Annotated in this window: 18 protein-coding genes and 2 tRNA genes; 4 read left to right on the forward strand and 16 right to left on the reverse strand. The window is 68.1% G+C overall.

Annotation, left to right across the window (positions count from 1 at the left end):
- Window positions 1–36: 36 nt before the first annotated feature.
- From clpX to ACFVXJ_RS07380, 5 genes are all read right to left on the reverse strand, one after another.
- Entirely contained in the window at window positions 37–1,323 is a 1,287-nt protein-coding gene (gene clpX, locus ACFVXJ_RS07360) for an ATP-dependent Clp protease ATP-binding subunit ClpX (RefSeq protein WP_361310959.1), read from the reverse strand.
- Between the two features lie 154 nt (window positions 1,324–1,477).
- Complete coding sequence (locus ACFVXJ_RS07365; RefSeq protein ID WP_389659994.1) at window positions 1,478–2,152, reverse strand: ATP-dependent Clp protease proteolytic subunit; 675 nt, start codon at window positions 2,150–2,152, stop codon at window positions 1,478–1,480.
- Window positions 2,153–2,200: 48 nt separating this feature from the next.
- Window positions 2,201–2,818, reverse strand: a complete 618-nt coding sequence (locus ACFVXJ_RS07370) for an ATP-dependent Clp protease proteolytic subunit (protein WP_136216948.1) — start codon at window positions 2,816–2,818, stop codon at window positions 2,201–2,203.
- Window positions 2,819–3,105: 287 nt separating this feature from the next.
- Complete coding sequence (gene tig, locus ACFVXJ_RS07375; RefSeq protein WP_361310967.1) at window positions 3,106–4,500, reverse strand: trigger factor; 1,395 nt, start codon at window positions 4,498–4,500, stop codon at window positions 3,106–3,108.
- A 222-nt stretch (window positions 4,501–4,722) separates the two neighbouring features.
- Window positions 4,723–4,799: transfer RNA gene (locus tag ACFVXJ_RS07380), tRNA-Pro, on the reverse strand.
- Between the two features lie 178 nt (window positions 4,800–4,977).
- Between ACFVXJ_RS07380 and ACFVXJ_RS07385 the strand changes: the two genes are divergently transcribed.
- Window positions 4,978–5,048: transfer RNA gene (locus ACFVXJ_RS07385), tRNA-Gly, on the forward strand.
- A gap of 70 nt (window positions 5,049–5,118) precedes the next feature.
- Here ACFVXJ_RS07385 and ACFVXJ_RS07390 read toward each other — a convergent pair.
- The 11 genes from ACFVXJ_RS07390 to ACFVXJ_RS07440 form a co-directional block, all read right to left on the reverse strand.
- The gene (locus ACFVXJ_RS07390) at window positions 5,119–6,264 is read right to left on the reverse strand and encodes a tyrosine-type recombinase/integrase (protein WP_389659999.1); all 1,146 of its coding nucleotides are present in this window, start codon (window positions 6,262–6,264) and stop codon (window positions 5,119–5,121) included.
- Window positions 6,264–6,464 carry an excisionase family DNA-binding protein gene (locus tag ACFVXJ_RS07395; RefSeq protein ID WP_389660002.1) on the reverse strand — a complete coding sequence of 67 codons (201 nt, stop codon included), beginning with the start codon at window positions 6,462–6,464 and terminating at the stop codon, window positions 6,264–6,266. Before ACFVXJ_RS07395 ends, ACFVXJ_RS07390 begins: the two co-directional genes overlap by 1 nt.
- Window positions 6,457–7,821 carry a replication initiator protein RepSA gene (repSA, locus tag ACFVXJ_RS07400; protein ID WP_389660005.1) on the reverse strand — a complete coding sequence of 455 codons (1,365 nt, stop codon included), beginning with the start codon at window positions 7,819–7,821 and terminating at the stop codon, window positions 6,457–6,459. The genes ACFVXJ_RS07395 and repSA overlap by 8 nt, the downstream gene beginning before the upstream one ends.
- Window positions 7,818–8,003 (reverse strand): hypothetical protein, encoded by a 186-nt coding sequence (locus ACFVXJ_RS07405; RefSeq protein ID WP_389660008.1) that lies wholly within the window; start codon window positions 8,001–8,003, stop codon window positions 7,818–7,820. The genes repSA and ACFVXJ_RS07405 overlap by 4 nt, the downstream gene beginning before the upstream one ends.
- Window positions 8,004–8,092: 89 nt before the next feature.
- Window positions 8,093–8,407, reverse strand: a complete 315-nt coding sequence (locus tag ACFVXJ_RS07410; RefSeq protein WP_389660011.1) for a hypothetical protein — start codon at window positions 8,405–8,407, stop codon at window positions 8,093–8,095.
- A gap of 23 nt (window positions 8,408–8,430) precedes the next feature.
- A complete protein-coding gene (locus ACFVXJ_RS07415) occupies window positions 8,431–8,589 on the reverse strand; it encodes a hypothetical protein (RefSeq protein WP_136216955.1) in 159 nt (52 codons plus the stop codon).
- A gap of 17 nt (window positions 8,590–8,606) precedes the next feature.
- Window positions 8,607–8,798: a mobile element transfer protein gene (locus tag ACFVXJ_RS07420; protein ID WP_389660014.1), complete on the reverse strand. Its 192-nt coding sequence runs from the start codon at window positions 8,796–8,798 to the stop codon at window positions 8,607–8,609.
- A gap of 12 nt (window positions 8,799–8,810) precedes the next feature.
- The gene (locus ACFVXJ_RS07425; RefSeq protein ID WP_389660017.1) at window positions 8,811–9,446 is read right to left on the reverse strand and encodes a DUF2637 domain-containing protein; all 636 of its coding nucleotides are present in this window, start codon (window positions 9,444–9,446) and stop codon (window positions 8,811–8,813) included.
- 81 nt (window positions 9,447–9,527) lie between these two features.
- Complete coding sequence (locus ACFVXJ_RS07430) at window positions 9,528–10,886, reverse strand: FtsK/SpoIIIE domain-containing protein (protein WP_389660020.1); 1,359 nt, start codon at window positions 10,884–10,886, stop codon at window positions 9,528–9,530.
- A gap of 2 nt (window positions 10,887–10,888) precedes the next feature.
- On the reverse strand, window positions 10,889–11,227 hold the full coding sequence (locus ACFVXJ_RS07435) for a hypothetical protein (RefSeq protein ID WP_136216959.1): 339 nt from the start codon (window positions 11,225–11,227) through the stop codon (window positions 10,889–10,891).
- A 138-nt stretch (window positions 11,228–11,365) separates the two neighbouring features.
- Entirely contained in the window at window positions 11,366–12,145 is a 780-nt protein-coding gene (locus tag ACFVXJ_RS07440; RefSeq protein WP_389660023.1) for a GntR family transcriptional regulator, read from the reverse strand.
- A gap of 18 nt (window positions 12,146–12,163) precedes the next feature.
- Here ACFVXJ_RS07440 and ACFVXJ_RS07445 point away from each other — a divergent pair, with 18 nt between their 5' ends.
- From ACFVXJ_RS07445 to ACFVXJ_RS07455, 3 genes are all read left to right on the forward strand, one after another.
- Complete coding sequence (locus ACFVXJ_RS07445) at window positions 12,164–12,628, forward strand: NUDIX hydrolase (RefSeq protein ID WP_389660026.1); 465 nt, start codon at window positions 12,164–12,166, stop codon at window positions 12,626–12,628.
- Window positions 12,625–12,834 (forward strand): e9imm peptide, encoded by a 210-nt coding sequence (locus ACFVXJ_RS07450; protein ID WP_389660029.1) that lies wholly within the window; start codon window positions 12,625–12,627, stop codon window positions 12,832–12,834. Before ACFVXJ_RS07445 ends, ACFVXJ_RS07450 begins: the two co-directional genes overlap by 4 nt.
- Before the next feature lie 561 nt (window positions 12,835–13,395).
- Complete coding sequence (locus tag ACFVXJ_RS07455) at window positions 13,396–14,040, forward strand: hypothetical protein (protein WP_389660032.1); 645 nt, start codon at window positions 13,396–13,398, stop codon at window positions 14,038–14,040.
- Window positions 14,041–14,444 lie beyond the last annotated feature (404 nt).

Consider the following 14,444-nt stretch of genomic DNA (forward strand, 5'->3'; position numbering starts at 1 on the left):
TTGTCCGGGGCGCCCCTTCGCGTATGTCCGTTGCGGCTAGGCCGACTTCTCGTGCGGGCCCTGGTCCTTCGGGACGATGCGCGGGACCAGCGTCGGGTTGACGTTGGAGCGGACCACATCGGCGGTGATGACCACGCGGGCCACGTCCTTGCGGGACGGGACCTCGTACATCACCGACATCAGGACCTCTTCCATGATGGCGCGCAGACCGCGCGCGCCCGTCTGGCGCAGGATCGCCTGGTCCGCGATGGCCTCCAGCGCCTCGCGCTCGAAGTCCAGCTCGACGCCGTCGAGTTCGAACAGCCGCTGGTACTGCTTCACCAGCGCGTTGCGCGGCTCGATCAGGATCTGGAGCAGCGCCTCGCGGTCCAGGTTGTGGACCGAGGTGATGACGGGGAGACGGCCGATGAACTCGGGGATCATCCCGAACTTCACCAGGTCCTCCGGCATGACCTCCTGGAACTGGTTGCTCGCCTCGATCTCCCGCTTCGAGCGGATCGTCGCCGCGAAGCCGATGCCCTTGGCGCCCGCACGCGACTCGATGATCTTCTCCAGGCCGGCGAAGGCGCCGCCCACGATGAAGAGCACGTTCGTCGTGTCGATCTGGATGAACTCCTGGTGCGGGTGCTTGCGGCCGCCCTGCGGCGGGACCGAGGCCGTCGTGCCTTCCAGGATCTTCAGGAGCGCCTGCTGGACGCCCTCGCCACTCACGTCGCGCGTGATCGACGGGTTCTCGCTCTTGCGGGCGACCTTGTCGATCTCGTCGATGTAGATGATCCCGGTCTCGGCCTTCTTGACGTCGTAGTCGGCCGCCTGGATCAGCTTGAGCAGGATGTTCTCGACGTCCTCACCGACGTACCCGGCCTCCGTCAACGCCGTCGCGTCGGCGATGGCGAACGGGACGTTGAGCATCCGGGCCAGCGTCTGGGCCAGCAGGGTCTTGCCGGAGCCGGTGGGACCGAGCAGCAGGATGTTGGACTTCGCGAGCTCGATCGCGTCGTCCCGGCCCTGCGCGCCGCCGTTCTCGCCGGCCTGGACCCGCTTGTAGTGGTTGTAGACCGCGACGGAGAGCGCCTTCTTCGCCGGCTCCTGGCCGACGACGTAGCTCTCCAGGAACTCGTAGATCTCACGGGGCTTGGGGAGTTCTTCCCAGCGGACCTCGGAGGTCTCCGCGAGTTCCTCTTCGATGATCTCGTTGCAGAGGTCGATGCACTCGTCGCAGATGTACACACCGGGTCCTGCGATGAGCTTCTTCACCTGCTTCTGGCTCTTTCCGCAGAACGAGCACTTGAGCAGATCGCCGCCGTCACCGATGCGTGCCACGAGGTGCTTCCCCTTCGCCTGGGAGACGCCTGGTTCAGCGGCTCCTGGTGCCTCATATCCGACGGTACCTTGCCGGGGGCCCCCAACGGGGCCCCCTTGACGTGGTTCACATCGCCGAATGCGACAGCGTGACCACGCCAACTCGCGGCAAGGATCAGACCGCGGTGCTCTTGCGGGTGGAGACGACCTGGTCGATCAGGCCGTACGCCAGTGCGTCCTCGGCAGTGAGGATCTTGTCGCGCTCGATGTCGTCGCGGATCTTCTCGATCGGCGTGGTCGAGTGCTTGGCCAGCATGGTCTCCAGCTGGTCGCGCATGCGCAGGATCTCGTTGGCCGCGATCTCCAGGTCGGAGAGCTGCTCGCGGCCGGTGCCGCCGGACGGCTGGTGGATCAGGATACGGGCGTTCGGCAGGGCCAGGCGCTTGCCGGGGGTACCGGCGGCGAGCAGGACCGCGGCGGCGGAGGCCGCCTGGCCCATGCAGACCGTCGAGATGTCCGGCTTCACGAACTGCATCGTGTCGTAGATCGCCGTCAGCGCGGTGAAGGAGCCACCGGGGCTGTTGATGTAGATGGAGATGTCGCGGTCCGGGTCCATCGACTCCAGGCACAGCAGCTGCGCCATGACGTCGTTGGCGGACGCGTCGTCAATCTGCACGCCGAGGAAGATGATGCGCTCCTCGAAGAGCTTCGCGTACGGGTCGTACTCGCGCACACCCTGCGAGGTGCGCTCGACGAAACGCGGGATCACGTACCGGTTGTCCACCTGAGGGCCGGTGTAGAGGCCGCTCGCGGGAGAGAGGTTGTTCATGTGCATCTGGGTGTTCACCATCCTGGTGGCGTTCTGCGGGCGGGAGCTTGCCTGGTGCGGGGCCGGGGATCAGGCCCCGGTGCCGCCACCGCCGGGGACCAGGGACGCGGCGGAGATGATCTCGTCGATGAGGCCGTACTCCTTGGCCTCCTCCGCCGTGAACCAGCGGTCGCGGTCGCCGTCGCGGATGATGGCCTCCACGGTCTGGCCGGAGTGGTGAGCGGTGATCTCGGCCATCCGCTGCTTGGTGCGCAGCAGGTACTGGGCCTGGATCTTGATGTCCGAAGCGGTGCCGCCGATGCCGGCGGAGCCCTGGTGCATCAGGATGTCGGTGTTCGGGAGCGCGAAGCGCTTGCCGGCCGTACCGCCGGTGAGCAGGAACTGGCCCATGGAGGCCGCCATGCCCATGCCGATGGTGACGATGTCGTTCTTGATGTACTGCATGGTGTCGTAGACCGCCATGCCGGCCGTCACCGAGCCGCCGGGGCTGTTGATGTACAGGTAGATGTCCTTCTCCGGCTCGGCGGCCAGGAGGAGGAGCTGCGCGGTGATCTTGTTGGCGATGTCGTCGTCGACCTGCTGGCCGAGGAAGATGATGCGCTCGCTGAGCAGCCGGTTGTAGACATGGTCGCCGAGGCCACCACCGATGGACGGCTCACCCGCGGCGTAAGGCTTCAGATTCGTCACGTATCCACCTGCTCGTCTCCGACGGCCACATGCCGTCTCAGCGTCTCTTTCTGGGGCGCGGACCAGCCGGTGCGAACGATGTCCGCCGGCGTCGGGTACTCCCGTGCCCTCGTATTCATGGACCCTAACGCGCAGGTCGGACAACGCCATCCCGCTTCCCGAACTGTTCGCTCGGAGCGCAAGGTCCCGGGCCCTTCCCGCGGTACGACGGAGGGCCCGGACGCGACCGCGTCCAGGCCCTCCGGGGCACTGCGGGGCGGGCGGCGCGTATGGGCCCGCCCGGGGTGTTACTTGGCCTCGTCGCCCTCGGTCTCGGCGTCGGCCTCCACGGCCGCCTCGACCGTCTCGGCGGCCGTCTCGACCTCGTCCTCGTCGTCGGAGAGGTCGACGACCTCACCGTTGGTGTCGACGACCTTGGCGGCCTCGACGACGACCGCGAGGGCCTTGCCGCGGGCGACCTCGCCGACCAGCATCGGGACCTGGCCGCCTTCGACGACCGCCTGGGCGAACTGGTCGGGGGACATGCCGGAGGACTGCGCGCGGCGCATGAGGTGCTCGGTCAGCTCCTCCTGGTTGACGCCCAGCTTCTCCTTGTTGACCAGGGCGTCCAGCAGGAACTGGGTCTTGATGCCCTTGACGGCCTGCTCGGCGGTCTCGGCGTCGAACTCCTCGACCGTCTTGCCCTGGATCTCCAGGAACTTCTCCAGGTCCAGACCCATCTGGCCGAGCTGGTGGTGCTCCAGGTTGTGCTTGCGGGTCTGCACCTCGTCCGCGAGCAGCTTCTCGGGGACGGGGATCTCCGCGAGCTCCAGGAACTTCTCCAGGACGCGCTCCTGGGCCTGGGTGGCCTGGTCGTACTGCTTCATGTTCTCGAGGCGCTTGCGGCTGTCCGCCTTGAGCTCTTCGAGGGTGTCGAACTCGCTCGCCATCTGCGCGAACTCGTCGTCCAGCTCCGGCAGCTCACGGGCGGAGACCTTGGTGACCTTGACGGTGACCTCGGCGTCCTTGCCCTCGGCGGAGCCGCCCTTGAGCTGGGAGGTGAAGGTGGCCTCGCCACCGGCCTCCAGGCCCTTGACGGCCTCGTCGATGCCGTCGAGGAGCTCGCCCGAGCCGATGGTGTAGGAGACGTCCTGGGCGACACCGTCCTCCAGCACCTCGCCCTCGACCTTGGCCTCCAGGTCGATGGTGACGACGTCGCCGTCCTGGGCGGCGCGCTCGACGTCCTTCGTGGACGCGAAACGGTCGCGCAGCTGCTCGACCGACTTCTCGACGTCCTCGTCGGTGACCTCGACGGCGTCCACGGTGACCTCGATGCCGGAGTAGTCCGGGATCTCGATCTCGGGGCGGACGTCCACCTCGGCGGTGAAGGTCAGCAGCTCGCCGTCCTTCAGCTCCGTGATGTCGACCTCGGGCTGACCCAGCGGGTTCAGGTCGGCCTCGTTGACGGCCTCGGTGTAGAACTTCGGGAGGGCGTCGTTGACGGCCTCCTCCAGCACCGCACCGCGGCCGAAGCGCTGGTCGATGACGCGGGCCGGGATCTTGCCCTTGCGGAAGCCCTTCACCGTGACCTGCTGGTTGATCTTCTTGTAGGCCGCGTCGAGGCTGTCCTTGAGCTCCTCGAAGGGCACCTCAACAGTGAGCCGAACCCGAGTCGGGTTCAGGGTCTCCACGGCGCTCTTCACGGTTCGGTCTCCTTGTGGCTGACTGCTGGGGGTTCTGCCGTCACGCTGCGATTCAGCGGTTCAGCGGATTCGGCCCGGCATCAGACACACGGGCACGCAGCTTGCATAGTAACCGCAAGCGGCAATCAGCCCACAACGCGACCACCGGGACGATCTTCGGTGAGGCGCGCCCGGGACACTGCCCGGCGGCAGCATGGGGACACTGCGTGGAGAAGGTGCTACTGGTCGGGGTGGCCGGATTCGAACCGACGACCTTCCGCTCCCAAAGCGGACGCGCTACCAAGCTGCGCCACACCCCGTCGGTGCGACACGTAGGGTACATGCCCGAAGACGGTCCGACGCGCGGGTTTCCCGGGGATACGGCCGCGCCCGGGCACACGAGCGGGGCGGCGGACCGAAATGTGGTGTGCGATCCCCCCGCACGACCCGCTAGGATGCTGTCCGTGCCGCGGTCCCCGGACCTGCGGCGCGCGCGTTGCGGGTGTAGCTCAATGGTAGAGCCCTAGTCTTCCAAACTAGCTACGCGGGTTCGATTCCCGTCACCCGCTCTGAACACTCAAGGGCCAGGTCAGAGGACGTCTCCTCCGCCTGGCCCTGAGTCGTTTCCGGGGGCCGTGATCAGTCGTCCGTGTCCCCCGCGTGCCCCTTGCGCCCGTCCGTGTCTTTTCTGCCCTTCTCCACGAGCCCGCTCAGTGCGTCGGCGATCAGCCGGTCCCGGTCCGCACTGGCGTGCTGGTAGATCAGCGCGGCGCGGGCGGTGCTGTGGCCCATTCGCGCCATGAGCTCCCGTGTGCTGGCTCCCGTGGACGCGGCCAGGGTGTTGCCCGTGTGCCGAAGATCATGGAAATGAAGCCCCTTGATCCCTGCCTCGCGACACGCTTTATGCCACAGCCGGTTGAAGTGGTTCCGGCGCGGGGTGGCCTTCTTGGCCCCGATGAAGACACGCCCATCCGCCCCCGGTTCGGCGTACAGACTCAGGTGCACGCGGATGTCCCGGAGGATCACGCCGGGGATGGAGACCGTCCGCTTGCCCGCGGCGCTCTTGGGCGCCTTGATCTCCCGTTGCCCGTTCCCCAGCTCGGCGACGGACCGCCGGACGCGCACGGTGCCGTGCTCCAGGTCGATGTCCCGCCGGTGCAGGCCGATCAGCTCGCCCCAGCGCAAGCCGAGGAACCCGGCCATGAGCACGAGGGTGCGGTAGCGCGGCTGAATCACATCGGCCAGTGCGTACACCTCCTGCACGGTGGCGGTCGGCCGCTCCGGCGTGTGGACGGTGCTGGCTCCCTTGACCTGGCACGGGTTCCGCCGGATCAGCTGGTCTGACACGGCGGTGCCCAGGATGGCGCGCAGGAGGGCGTACGCCTTGGCCACGGTGGTGGGCCCGGTGCCGGCGGCGAGCTTGTCGGCGCGCCAGCGCCGCACGAGGGGCGGCGAGATCTCCGCCAGGTTGACGGAGCCGAGGACCGGCTCCAGGTGGTGCTTGAGAAGGGACCGGTAGAGCTGCCGCGTGGTGCTGGTCAGCTCGCGCTCTTTGATCCAGGCGAGGGCGTACGGCCCGAAGGGGACCTTCCCCGCGTCCGGGTCGTGCCAGTCGCCCCGCCGCATCTCGGTCTGCTTGTCGGCAAGCCAGTCATCCGCGTCCCTCTTGGTGCGGAACGTCTCCGGAGCGGGACGCAGCTGCCCGTCCGGGCCGAGGTACCGGGCCTGGTAGCGACCTGAGGGCAGCTTCCGCACCCGCCCGAACTGCCGGCGCTTCGCGGCCATCAGGCAGCCACCCCCATACGGCGGCGGGGCTCGACGGTGCGGGCGGCAATGTACTCCCGCACGGCGCTCTCCGGGATGCGGACGTGCCTGCCGACCTTCACATAGGTGATCCGTCGCTCCTCGATCAGGCGGCGGGGGAACCTCACGGTGGTACCCAGCAGTTCGGCGACCTGGACGACGCTGAGGTAGCGCTCATTCATGCTGCTCTCCTTGCAGGGCTTCGCGGGCGGTCTGGCGGTTGAGCTGGATGTCACGGGCGATGGTGGCGGCGAGGACGGATTCCCCCGGGCTGTGGCCGTGGCCGGCGTACTGCCAGGAGGCGAGGACGAGCACGGTGTCCGGCTCGACGTCGCCGAGCCCGCGTGCTTCGCGTTCCTGCGCGGCGCGGTAGTCGGCGCGGGTCTGGCGGAGGGCGCCGAGAGTGGTGGAGTACCGGCGGGACTTGGTGGAGAAGTGGCCGCGGAAGCCGAGCATGTGCGACCAGGCGGCGAGGCGGCGGTCCGGATAGAGCGGGTCGAGGTCGAGGCAGGCTCCGATGAGGCGGGCGGTGTGGTCGGGGACGTCGAGGAGGACCAGGGCCTCCCGGTTGCCGATGCGGCGGTCGAGGGTGCCCGTGTTCTCAGCCGCTTTGGTGGCGTACTTGGCGACGTACGAAGCCACGGCCTGTTCGGTGATGTCGGAGCCGTCGCCGAACGCCTTGATGGGGCGGACGTCGAGCTGGGCGCCCCAGCGGAAGGTCCGGGCGGGCTGGTCGGCGACGGCCGGGACGGTGATCGACGTGTACGAGTGGGCGACGGCGGCCCGGATCGAGCGGTCCAGGAGTCCAGTGCTGGCCCACGAGGGCGGCGGGCTGGAGGGGCCGGTGGGTCCGTCGATGCGGATCACGGCGTGGAAGTGGATGGCACCGCGCTTCTGGAACTCGGCGACCTTGCCGTAGGAGATCCGGGCGATGGCGTGCAGCTCCCTTTGGGTCAGCCCGGCGGAGGCGGCGATCTCGCGGCGCAGTCGGGTCGTAAAGCGTTGCCAGAGCTGCCCGGCGTGGTTGTTGAAGAGGACGGCCGCGGCGTAGTCGTAGGTGGTCGGGTCGAGGGCAGTACCGAGTTCGGCGGCGTCCTCCTGGTGGTGCACGCCGCAGCGGCAAGGGCGACCGGCCGGGCGGTTGTGGACCGGGCCGAAGGAGGGAGCGGTGAGGGTCGCGAAGACGCGGGGGTGTTCGCGGACGGTGGCGGGGATGTCGCGGCGGTCGTCCCCGGCGAGCCCGGCCCGGATGAGGTGGTACGCGTCGCCCGCGTAGGTCCACGCGCAGGCGGGACAGCGGGAGGCGCGCCGGTTGCCGCAGGCGATGCGCAGGCGGGCCCCCGGTTCGGTCTCGGTGGAGTAGCGGTGGAGGATCTCGCCGCTGGTCTTGTCCTTGGCGACGGTCCAACCGGTGATGTGGATGGGGTCGGAGCACCCGCCGGTGCGGTGGATCTGGTCGGCCCAGCGCTGGTAGTCGGGGGCGGAGGCCACCCTCAGCATGTCGCCGAGGGTGGCCGGGTCCTGGAGCAGGTCGGTCACGCGGCCACCATCCGGCGGGGGCGGCGGATGGAGCGCATGCCGGTGCCGTGGCAAGCCGGGCAGTGGGCGGTGATGGTGCGCAGGGCGCCGGTGCGGTCGCGGCCGCCGAGGGTGATGTGGACGGCGGGGAAGCCGCCGCAGTCGGGGCAGGGCTCGGCGGGCAAGGCCATGGGCTGGGCCATGATGTGGGTTCCTTCCGGTTCGTTGGATCGGGCAGGAGCACGGCGCCGGGACGGCGGAGACTTGGCGGTTGAGGCCGTCCCGGGGCCGGTCAGTGGCTCTTGAACTCCTGGCGCAGGGCGCGGACGAGGAAGAGCAGGACGACGGCGCTGACGGACAGGGCGACCGCGGTGACGGCGACCGCCAGGAGCAGCGAGACGGCGACGGAGGCCAGGGCGAGGACTCCAGCGACTCCGCCGGCGGCGAGAGCGAGCGCGGTGCCGGGCGACGGCTGGACCAAACCGCCCAGGGCGGTCGGGTGCTTCGCGGGAACCGGGGACGATGCCGGCTGCTCAACGGGTGTGGGGGTGGGGCGGATGGTCGCCGGGGCGTAGGTGTCGGGCCGGGGGTACTGGGGCTTGAACACGGCTGTTCTCCTTCCGGGGCGGGCTACTTGTTGATCGCGGTGTCGATGGCCGGGGCGAGGAAGCTGTCCGCGAGCAGGAAGCCGCCGAGAAGGATCACGGCGACGAGCCAGAGCGGCGGGCGGATGAGCTTGTAGCCGAGGACACCGACGACGAGGAGGGCGAACCAGAGCGGTACGTCCATGGCGTTGGCCTTTCGGGTCAGCTGACGCGGCAGCGGTGGGAGCGGGCGGCGAGCTGGGCGCCGGTCGAGGAGCTGTAATCGGAGGACCAGCCGCAGCCGTCGGTGGTGCAGACGGCGGTGTCCTTGGTGCGGCCACGGCGGTCGCGGTAGGTGCCGATCTGGACGGGGCCGATCTTCATCAGGGAGCGGAAGTTGATCCGGACGGGCATGGCGGTCTCCTGTCAGGCGAGTTGGGCGGCGATGGCTTCCGCCATCTGGGGCGGGACGCCGAGCCGGGCGCGCAGGGTCTCGGTGTCGATGTCCGAGCCGGTCCGGGTGCGGTGGTCGGCGGCGATCTTCTGGGCGTGGGCGACGAGGGCGGGCGGAGCGCTGACCGGCGGCGTCGGGGTAGACAGAGTGGGAACCGGGGCGTCCTGTACGCCGGGTTCTGTCGCCCGGTCGAACACGGGCAGAGGTACTTGCACAGGCTCCGTCTCAGGAGGCGACGTAGGCCGGTGGACCAAGAGCGTGCCGCCGAGGAAGGCGAGGGCGGGCCACCCGGCGACGAGGATGCGCAGCCATGCGGGTACGTCCCCCAGGTCGAGTAGGCCGGCGGTCGCGACGTTCGCGCCGAGCGAGGCGGCGAGAGCGACGGCGAACCAGGACCAAGCCGAGCGCGACGGCTCTCCCGCGTCCCGCAGGGTGCGGAGGCGGTGCCAGGCGGCGACAAGGAGCAGGTCCACGCTGATGGGGTAAGCCCAGGCTTTCCAGCCGTCCTGTCCGGCGGCCGCGGCGAGGTCGTGAAGATGGGCGAAGGAGAGGGCTCCGGCAATGACGGCCTGGACGAGGACGGCGTCCGGGCGGACCAGGCGGGGCATGGTCTTCACCTCCGTTTCGGGCATGGGGTGGGTAGGGACCCGGCGCGTTGAGGTAGCGCCGACCGGGGGTGGGCCAGGTGCTTAGAAGGCACCTGCTGTATTGGGCTTCGGCTGCACTTTGCCGACGAGCACGCGGGCCGGGAGCACGGGCCGGAAGGGGGCCAGCTCCGGAATCGCCGGGGTGCGGTAGGCGTGGGCGTTGCAGATGTCCACGGCTTGGCGCAGCGTCGTGTGCGGGGCCCGGATGCGGGACCAGCCGCCGGAGGAGTCACCTGCCACGGCGGTGCCGGGGCGGTCCTTGTCGATCTGGACGGCGGCGAGGACGGCGTCCGGGGAGATGTCGCCGAAGGCCATGTTCGCCGAGGTCTCGTCGTTGACGCGATGGGCGGTACGGCCGGTGAGCTGGGCGCGGAGCATGGTGATGCCCTTGCCGAGCTCTGAGCCGAAGCGCTGGCCGCAGACTTCCAAGTAGATGCCGGCGGCGCGGCCGAGCTGGGCGAGTCGGACCAGGTTGGTGATGATCTGGTCGCGCCGTACTTCTTCGGCCTTGCTGGCTGCGAGGGCCAGCTCCGCGACTTCGTCCACCAGGAGTACGACGGGTACGGGGCGAAGGTGCGCGGGCAGATCCCAGATGTCGGCGGTGATCTCCGTATCCGGCAGGTCTGCGCTGATGCGCTGTTCGGCTCGGATGACCTCGTACACCCGGGCCATGTACTGAACGAGTGCGCCCAGCAGATCAGCCGCGGCAGCAGGGTTGTCCGCGAGGGCGGTGAAGCGCCGTGCCAGCGGGGAGAGTTCCACCCCGTTCTTGCAGTCGATGCCGACGAGCGCGACGTTCTGTGAAGCCAGCCCTGCGACCAGCGTGCGCTGGTAGACGGACTTGCCTGACTGGGTCGCCCCGACGTTCAGGGCATGCGGGACTGCTCGGTAGTCCCGGTAGTGAATCTCCCCGTCCTCCCGCAGCGCTACGGGTATCCGCAGCACTTCGGTAGATCGGGTAACTGGCATCCGCACCCGCTTGAGTACGTCGTATCCGGTCATCCGCAGCTCCACGACGCCGGAGCGGATCTCCCGGGAGACGACGTTGTGCAGGACGAAGGAGTGCCGGAGCCTGTCGGACGAGGCGGAGAAATCGAACGCGTCCTGACCGGGACGGAGTTTCAGCCGCAGGACGAGGCCGGTCGCGGTGGGTCGCAGCCGCAGAATGCGGGGCGAGCGGGACTCGGGGACGGGGCGGTTGGCCACTCGGGCCAGCGTGAGCCGCCAGCGGGAGGGCGGGACGGTGAGCCCGCAGGCGTCCATCACCGCGCGGTAGCGGACCAGGACCCGGATCACCGCGAAGGTGACGCCGAAGGTCATCCAGTACCAGGTGGGCCGCTGCCAGCGCAGGACGAGCGCCAGCACGAGGACCACCAGCAGCGTGACCCATAAGGCGGTCATGCTCAGCCCGCCTTGGCCAGCGAGGTGACGGCGACGGCACGGAAGCTGATCCCGTGGCGCTTCTGGCCGTTGAACTCATTCTCCCAGGGCCGGGCGACCAGGCCGGTCAGGGCAACGGGGGTGCCCATGGCCAGCTCACCGGAGATGTCGGGCTCCGCCACGGTCACGGAGATGACCTCGGCGTTGCCGTTCATCACGAACAACACGTCCACGTTCATCAGGTTGTTGCCGCTCTCGTTGTCGACGGCGACCTGACCGGTCTTCTTGTCACGCATCTTGAGCTGCGGGGGCTGGGCGACCATCACGGTCGCGCCGTTGGTGTCGACGGGAATTTGACGCACAGCAGATCACTCCTCTATAGATGCCGAACTCCGCCACTCATGTACATGAGTGACATGAAGAAGAGTGCCCGACTCCTATACATGAGTCAACCCGCTACGCGAGGAAATCGCAGCGGGCTGTGGAGAGTTGAGCGCGCGTCAGTCGCGGGCGGGGATCCGGTACTCGAAGACGAACTGGTCAGCGGCCATGAGGGTGTCGCAGACCTCCACCACCCGGCCTTCCTCCGTGACCGCGTCGCGGAGCAGGTGCACCACCGGGGCGCCCGGACTGAGGGCCAGCTCTGTTGCCTCCGCTTTGGCGGCCGGCCTTGCCTGGAGTGTCTCTACGAACTCCGCGAAGACGTGACCTTGATCCTCAAGCCGGGCGTAGATGCCACCCGGGCCGGGGTTCTCGGCGAACAGCTCCGGGATGTCCTTGACCACGTCCCAGGGCAGGTACGAGGTAGCCGTCTCCACGGGTGTCCCGTTCCGGAAGTACAGGCGTCGCCGAGCCAGGACCTGAGTCCCCGCAGTGACTCCGAGCCTCTCCGCGATCTCCTCCGAAGCCTCCATCGGCCCGATGAACAGCACGCTCACCTTGGCCTCGGCCCCGGACTGCGCGGACTCGGCGAGGTACGCCGCCCTGCCCTCCTGCCGATGCGTGCGCCGGAAGCGGTCCGAGGACCGGTGCCGTACCGGCGGCCGGGCCTTCACCAGAGACCCCTTGCCGTGCCGCGTCTCCACCAGGCCGCTCGCGCGGACCTCCACCATGGCCTTGCGGATCGTTCCGCCGGAGACGCCGTAACGCTCCACCAGCTCGGACTCACTCGGCACCATGTCGCCGGCACTCAGCACCCCGGCGCGGATCTGCTGGACGATGTCGTCGGCGATCTGCACGTACCGAGGTACGGCCCTGCCACCTCCCACTGCGGTTCCCATAGTCCTTCTCTTCCTCCTATGCTCCTGTACATGAGTACGGGTTCCCCGCAGGACAAGTCAACGCCACTGCACTCCGTGTCCGTCGCCGGGGCAGTGCTCCGCGAGGACGGCCGACTCCTGGCGATCCGTCGCGCCGACAACGGGACTTGGGAACTGCCGGGCGGAGTCCTCGAACTCACCGAGTCCCCGGAGGCCGGCGTCCGCCGCGAGGTCCTGGAGGAGACGGGCATCGAGGTCGAGGTAGACGAGCTCACCGGCGTCTACAAGAACACGACCCGAGGCATCGTCGCCCTGGTCTTCCGCTGCAAGCCGTCCGGTGGCACCGAGCGCACCTCGGAAGAATCGACCGCGGTTGCCTGGCTCACCCCGGACGAGGTCGCAGCCCAGATGTCCGAGGTCTACGCGATCCGCCTCCTGGACGCCTTGGACGACGCGGGCCCGCACGTCCGCAGCCACGACGGCCGCCAACTACTCACAGCGTGACCCGCGACGAAGCGGTACGACTCGTCGCACGGCTCATGGACGGCAGCATCACCGATGAGGCCGAAGTTGACGCGACCGTTGACGCCCTGAGGCTGGCACTGCGATGCCCGCACATCAGCGACTACATCTACTGGGACTTCGATCCCAACCTGAGCGCCGAGAAGATCGTGGACCGAGCCCTGGCATACCGGCCCTTCGCACTCTGAGCCGGGCGACGCGGTAAGAGTTTCCCTACTTCATCAAGGGCGCTTCCGCCGCCAAGGCGGCGTCGCGCGCCCGTCGCCCCGGGCCTGCGCTCCTGTCTCCGCCCCGCTCCAGCCCGGACCGCCGGCCGCGCGCCAAAGGCTAAGGACTTGATGGGACATATGCGCCCGGCCTGATCGGTATGCCGTCCGTCAAGGCGATGCCTCCGGCGGGGGCGCTCTGACTCTGGGATGCGGGGGCCAGTCGTGCGGCCCCCGGCTGCGTTGTGGTTCGGGGTGGGGGCTGTCATCCCGCCTGCCGTCGTCCCAGGGCAAGCCGTAGCAGACCAGCCGCCAGGGGCCCAGGTCATTCGTCCAGCAGGGCGCTCCACCTGGGCCCCTGGCGGCTGCCCTGCTACCACTCCGTGTGGGACGACGGCAGACGGGATGACAGCAGGGACGCGCTGTGGCTGGTGAAGCCAATCGGGGCCCGGCCTGCCTTTGCGGCGAACCGGAAACTCTATGGATCCACGTTCTGGCCCACAGTAAAGTTTCGTCAGGCAGGCTTTCGACGGATGGAGGAGCATGGCACTGGATGACGGCCTAAACGCGGCTCTCAGCCCTCTCCACTTTGGATTCAATGCACCATTGTGGGCAAGCGTAATTAAGTTGCAGGTCTCCAGAGTCAAACCCATTGAGGATATGGCCGTCCGTTATTTTGGCGCCTGGAAGGCAGCCCAGGAGGGGCGGGCAACTGCTGACCAATTGGCCTTGAATGAAGAACTGGTGGCAACTCTTTTGGTCAACCCAGAGGCGGACCACGCATTTCAAGTGCTCTTCCACCCCACTGCTTCGAAGGACGCGGCACTGCTGCTTGTAGCCATGCGAGGCTTGCTGTCATCTGCTGAGCAGATGGTCAAGCAGGCAGAGCCGCTGGGAAAGGGCGCTGCCCTGCAGCAAGCTGTTGGCGTATTCACCAAGTCTCAGCCCTTCGTGAAGCTGTTCCGCGACGTACTCATCCACAATGATGAGTATTCTGTGGGTCTCGGGCGACAGCGCAATAAAGCAACGATTCCCGACAAAGGCATGGGAGTTGTTCAGAACGATGACGGGCGCATCGTTGTGACATGGGGTGGGCATGAAATGTATCTGCTGCAGGCGGCTGATGACTCCCTGATTCTCTGGCGGGCTCTATGCGACGAATACTGGGGTAAGCTTCTAGCCAAGTAGCGCTATTTGTTTCCGGCACCTTGGCGAAGAGCGATCCGGGCGGGCAGAGATCGCGAAGTCCTGCTCTAGAGATGGGCGTGATAGCCCAGCAATGAGGCACCGCAAGCGACCGTCACCGTCCGGTGGTGGCACCTTCGGGGCCTCAAAGCAGCCGGTACGACCGGCGCTGGCCGGTCTGGCTGGATACGGATCAGAAGGTGCGGCGGCCGTGGCGAGCGCACCATGGTCATCAGGGACGACTACCTTCCCGGGTCGGCCACCATCGCCAAGACCCCCGCGCTGAGGGGCTGATGGATCGCTCCAGGGGCCCTAAGGGTTGTCCCGAAACTGCTGATCACGGGTGAGATGATCTTGGTGTGGCTGGTGTGATCACGGCGTCGGAGCCGTCCTGGATAGCCCCGTTC

The organism is Streptomyces sp. NPDC058279, from assembly GCF_042881255.1.
GTDB lineage: Bacteria > Actinomycetota > Actinomycetes > Streptomycetales > Streptomycetaceae > Streptomyces.

What these genes read in the sequence shown, in the direction of transcription:
- ACFVXJ_RS07430 (WP_389660020.1), bottom strand. Translation starts at nt 10,886, where the DNA reads ATGACCGCCTTATGGGTCACGCTGCTGGTGGTCCTCGTGCTGGCGCTC.
- ACFVXJ_RS07390 (WP_389659999.1), bottom strand. Translation starts at nt 6,264, where the DNA reads ATGGCCGCGAAGCGCCGGCAGTTCGGGCGGGTGCGGAAGCTGCCCTCA.
- ACFVXJ_RS07425 (WP_389660017.1), bottom strand. Translation starts at nt 9,446, where the DNA reads ATGCCCCGCCTGGTCCGCCCGGACGCCGTCCTCGTCCAGGCCGTCATT.
- ACFVXJ_RS07455 (WP_389660032.1), top strand. Translation starts at nt 13,396, where the DNA reads ATGGCACTGGATGACGGCCTAAACGCGGCTCTCAGCCCTCTCCACTTT.
- ACFVXJ_RS07440 (WP_389660023.1), bottom strand. Translation starts at nt 12,145, where the DNA reads ATGGGAACCGCAGTGGGAGGTGGCAGGGCCGTACCTCGGTACGTGCAG.
- ACFVXJ_RS07415 (WP_136216955.1), bottom strand. Translation starts at nt 8,589, where the DNA reads ATGGACGTACCGCTCTGGTTCGCCCTCCTCGTCGTCGGTGTCCTCGGC.
- ACFVXJ_RS07405 (WP_389660008.1), bottom strand. Translation starts at nt 8,003, where the DNA reads ATGGCCCAGCCCATGGCCTTGCCCGCCGAGCCCTGCCCCGACTGCGGC.
- ACFVXJ_RS07445 (WP_389660026.1), top strand. Translation starts at nt 12,164, where the DNA reads ATGCTCCTGTACATGAGTACGGGTTCCCCGCAGGACAAGTCAACGCCA.
- ACFVXJ_RS07420 (WP_389660014.1), bottom strand. Translation starts at nt 8,798, where the DNA reads ATGCCCGTCCGGATCAACTTCCGCTCCCTGATGAAGATCGGCCCCGTC.
- ACFVXJ_RS07365 (WP_389659994.1), bottom strand. Translation starts at nt 2,152, where the DNA reads ATGGTGAACACCCAGATGCACATGAACAACCTCTCTCCCGCGAGCGGC.
- ACFVXJ_RS07395 (WP_389660002.1), bottom strand. Translation starts at nt 6,464, where the DNA reads ATGAATGAGCGCTACCTCAGCGTCGTCCAGGTCGCCGAACTGCTGGGT.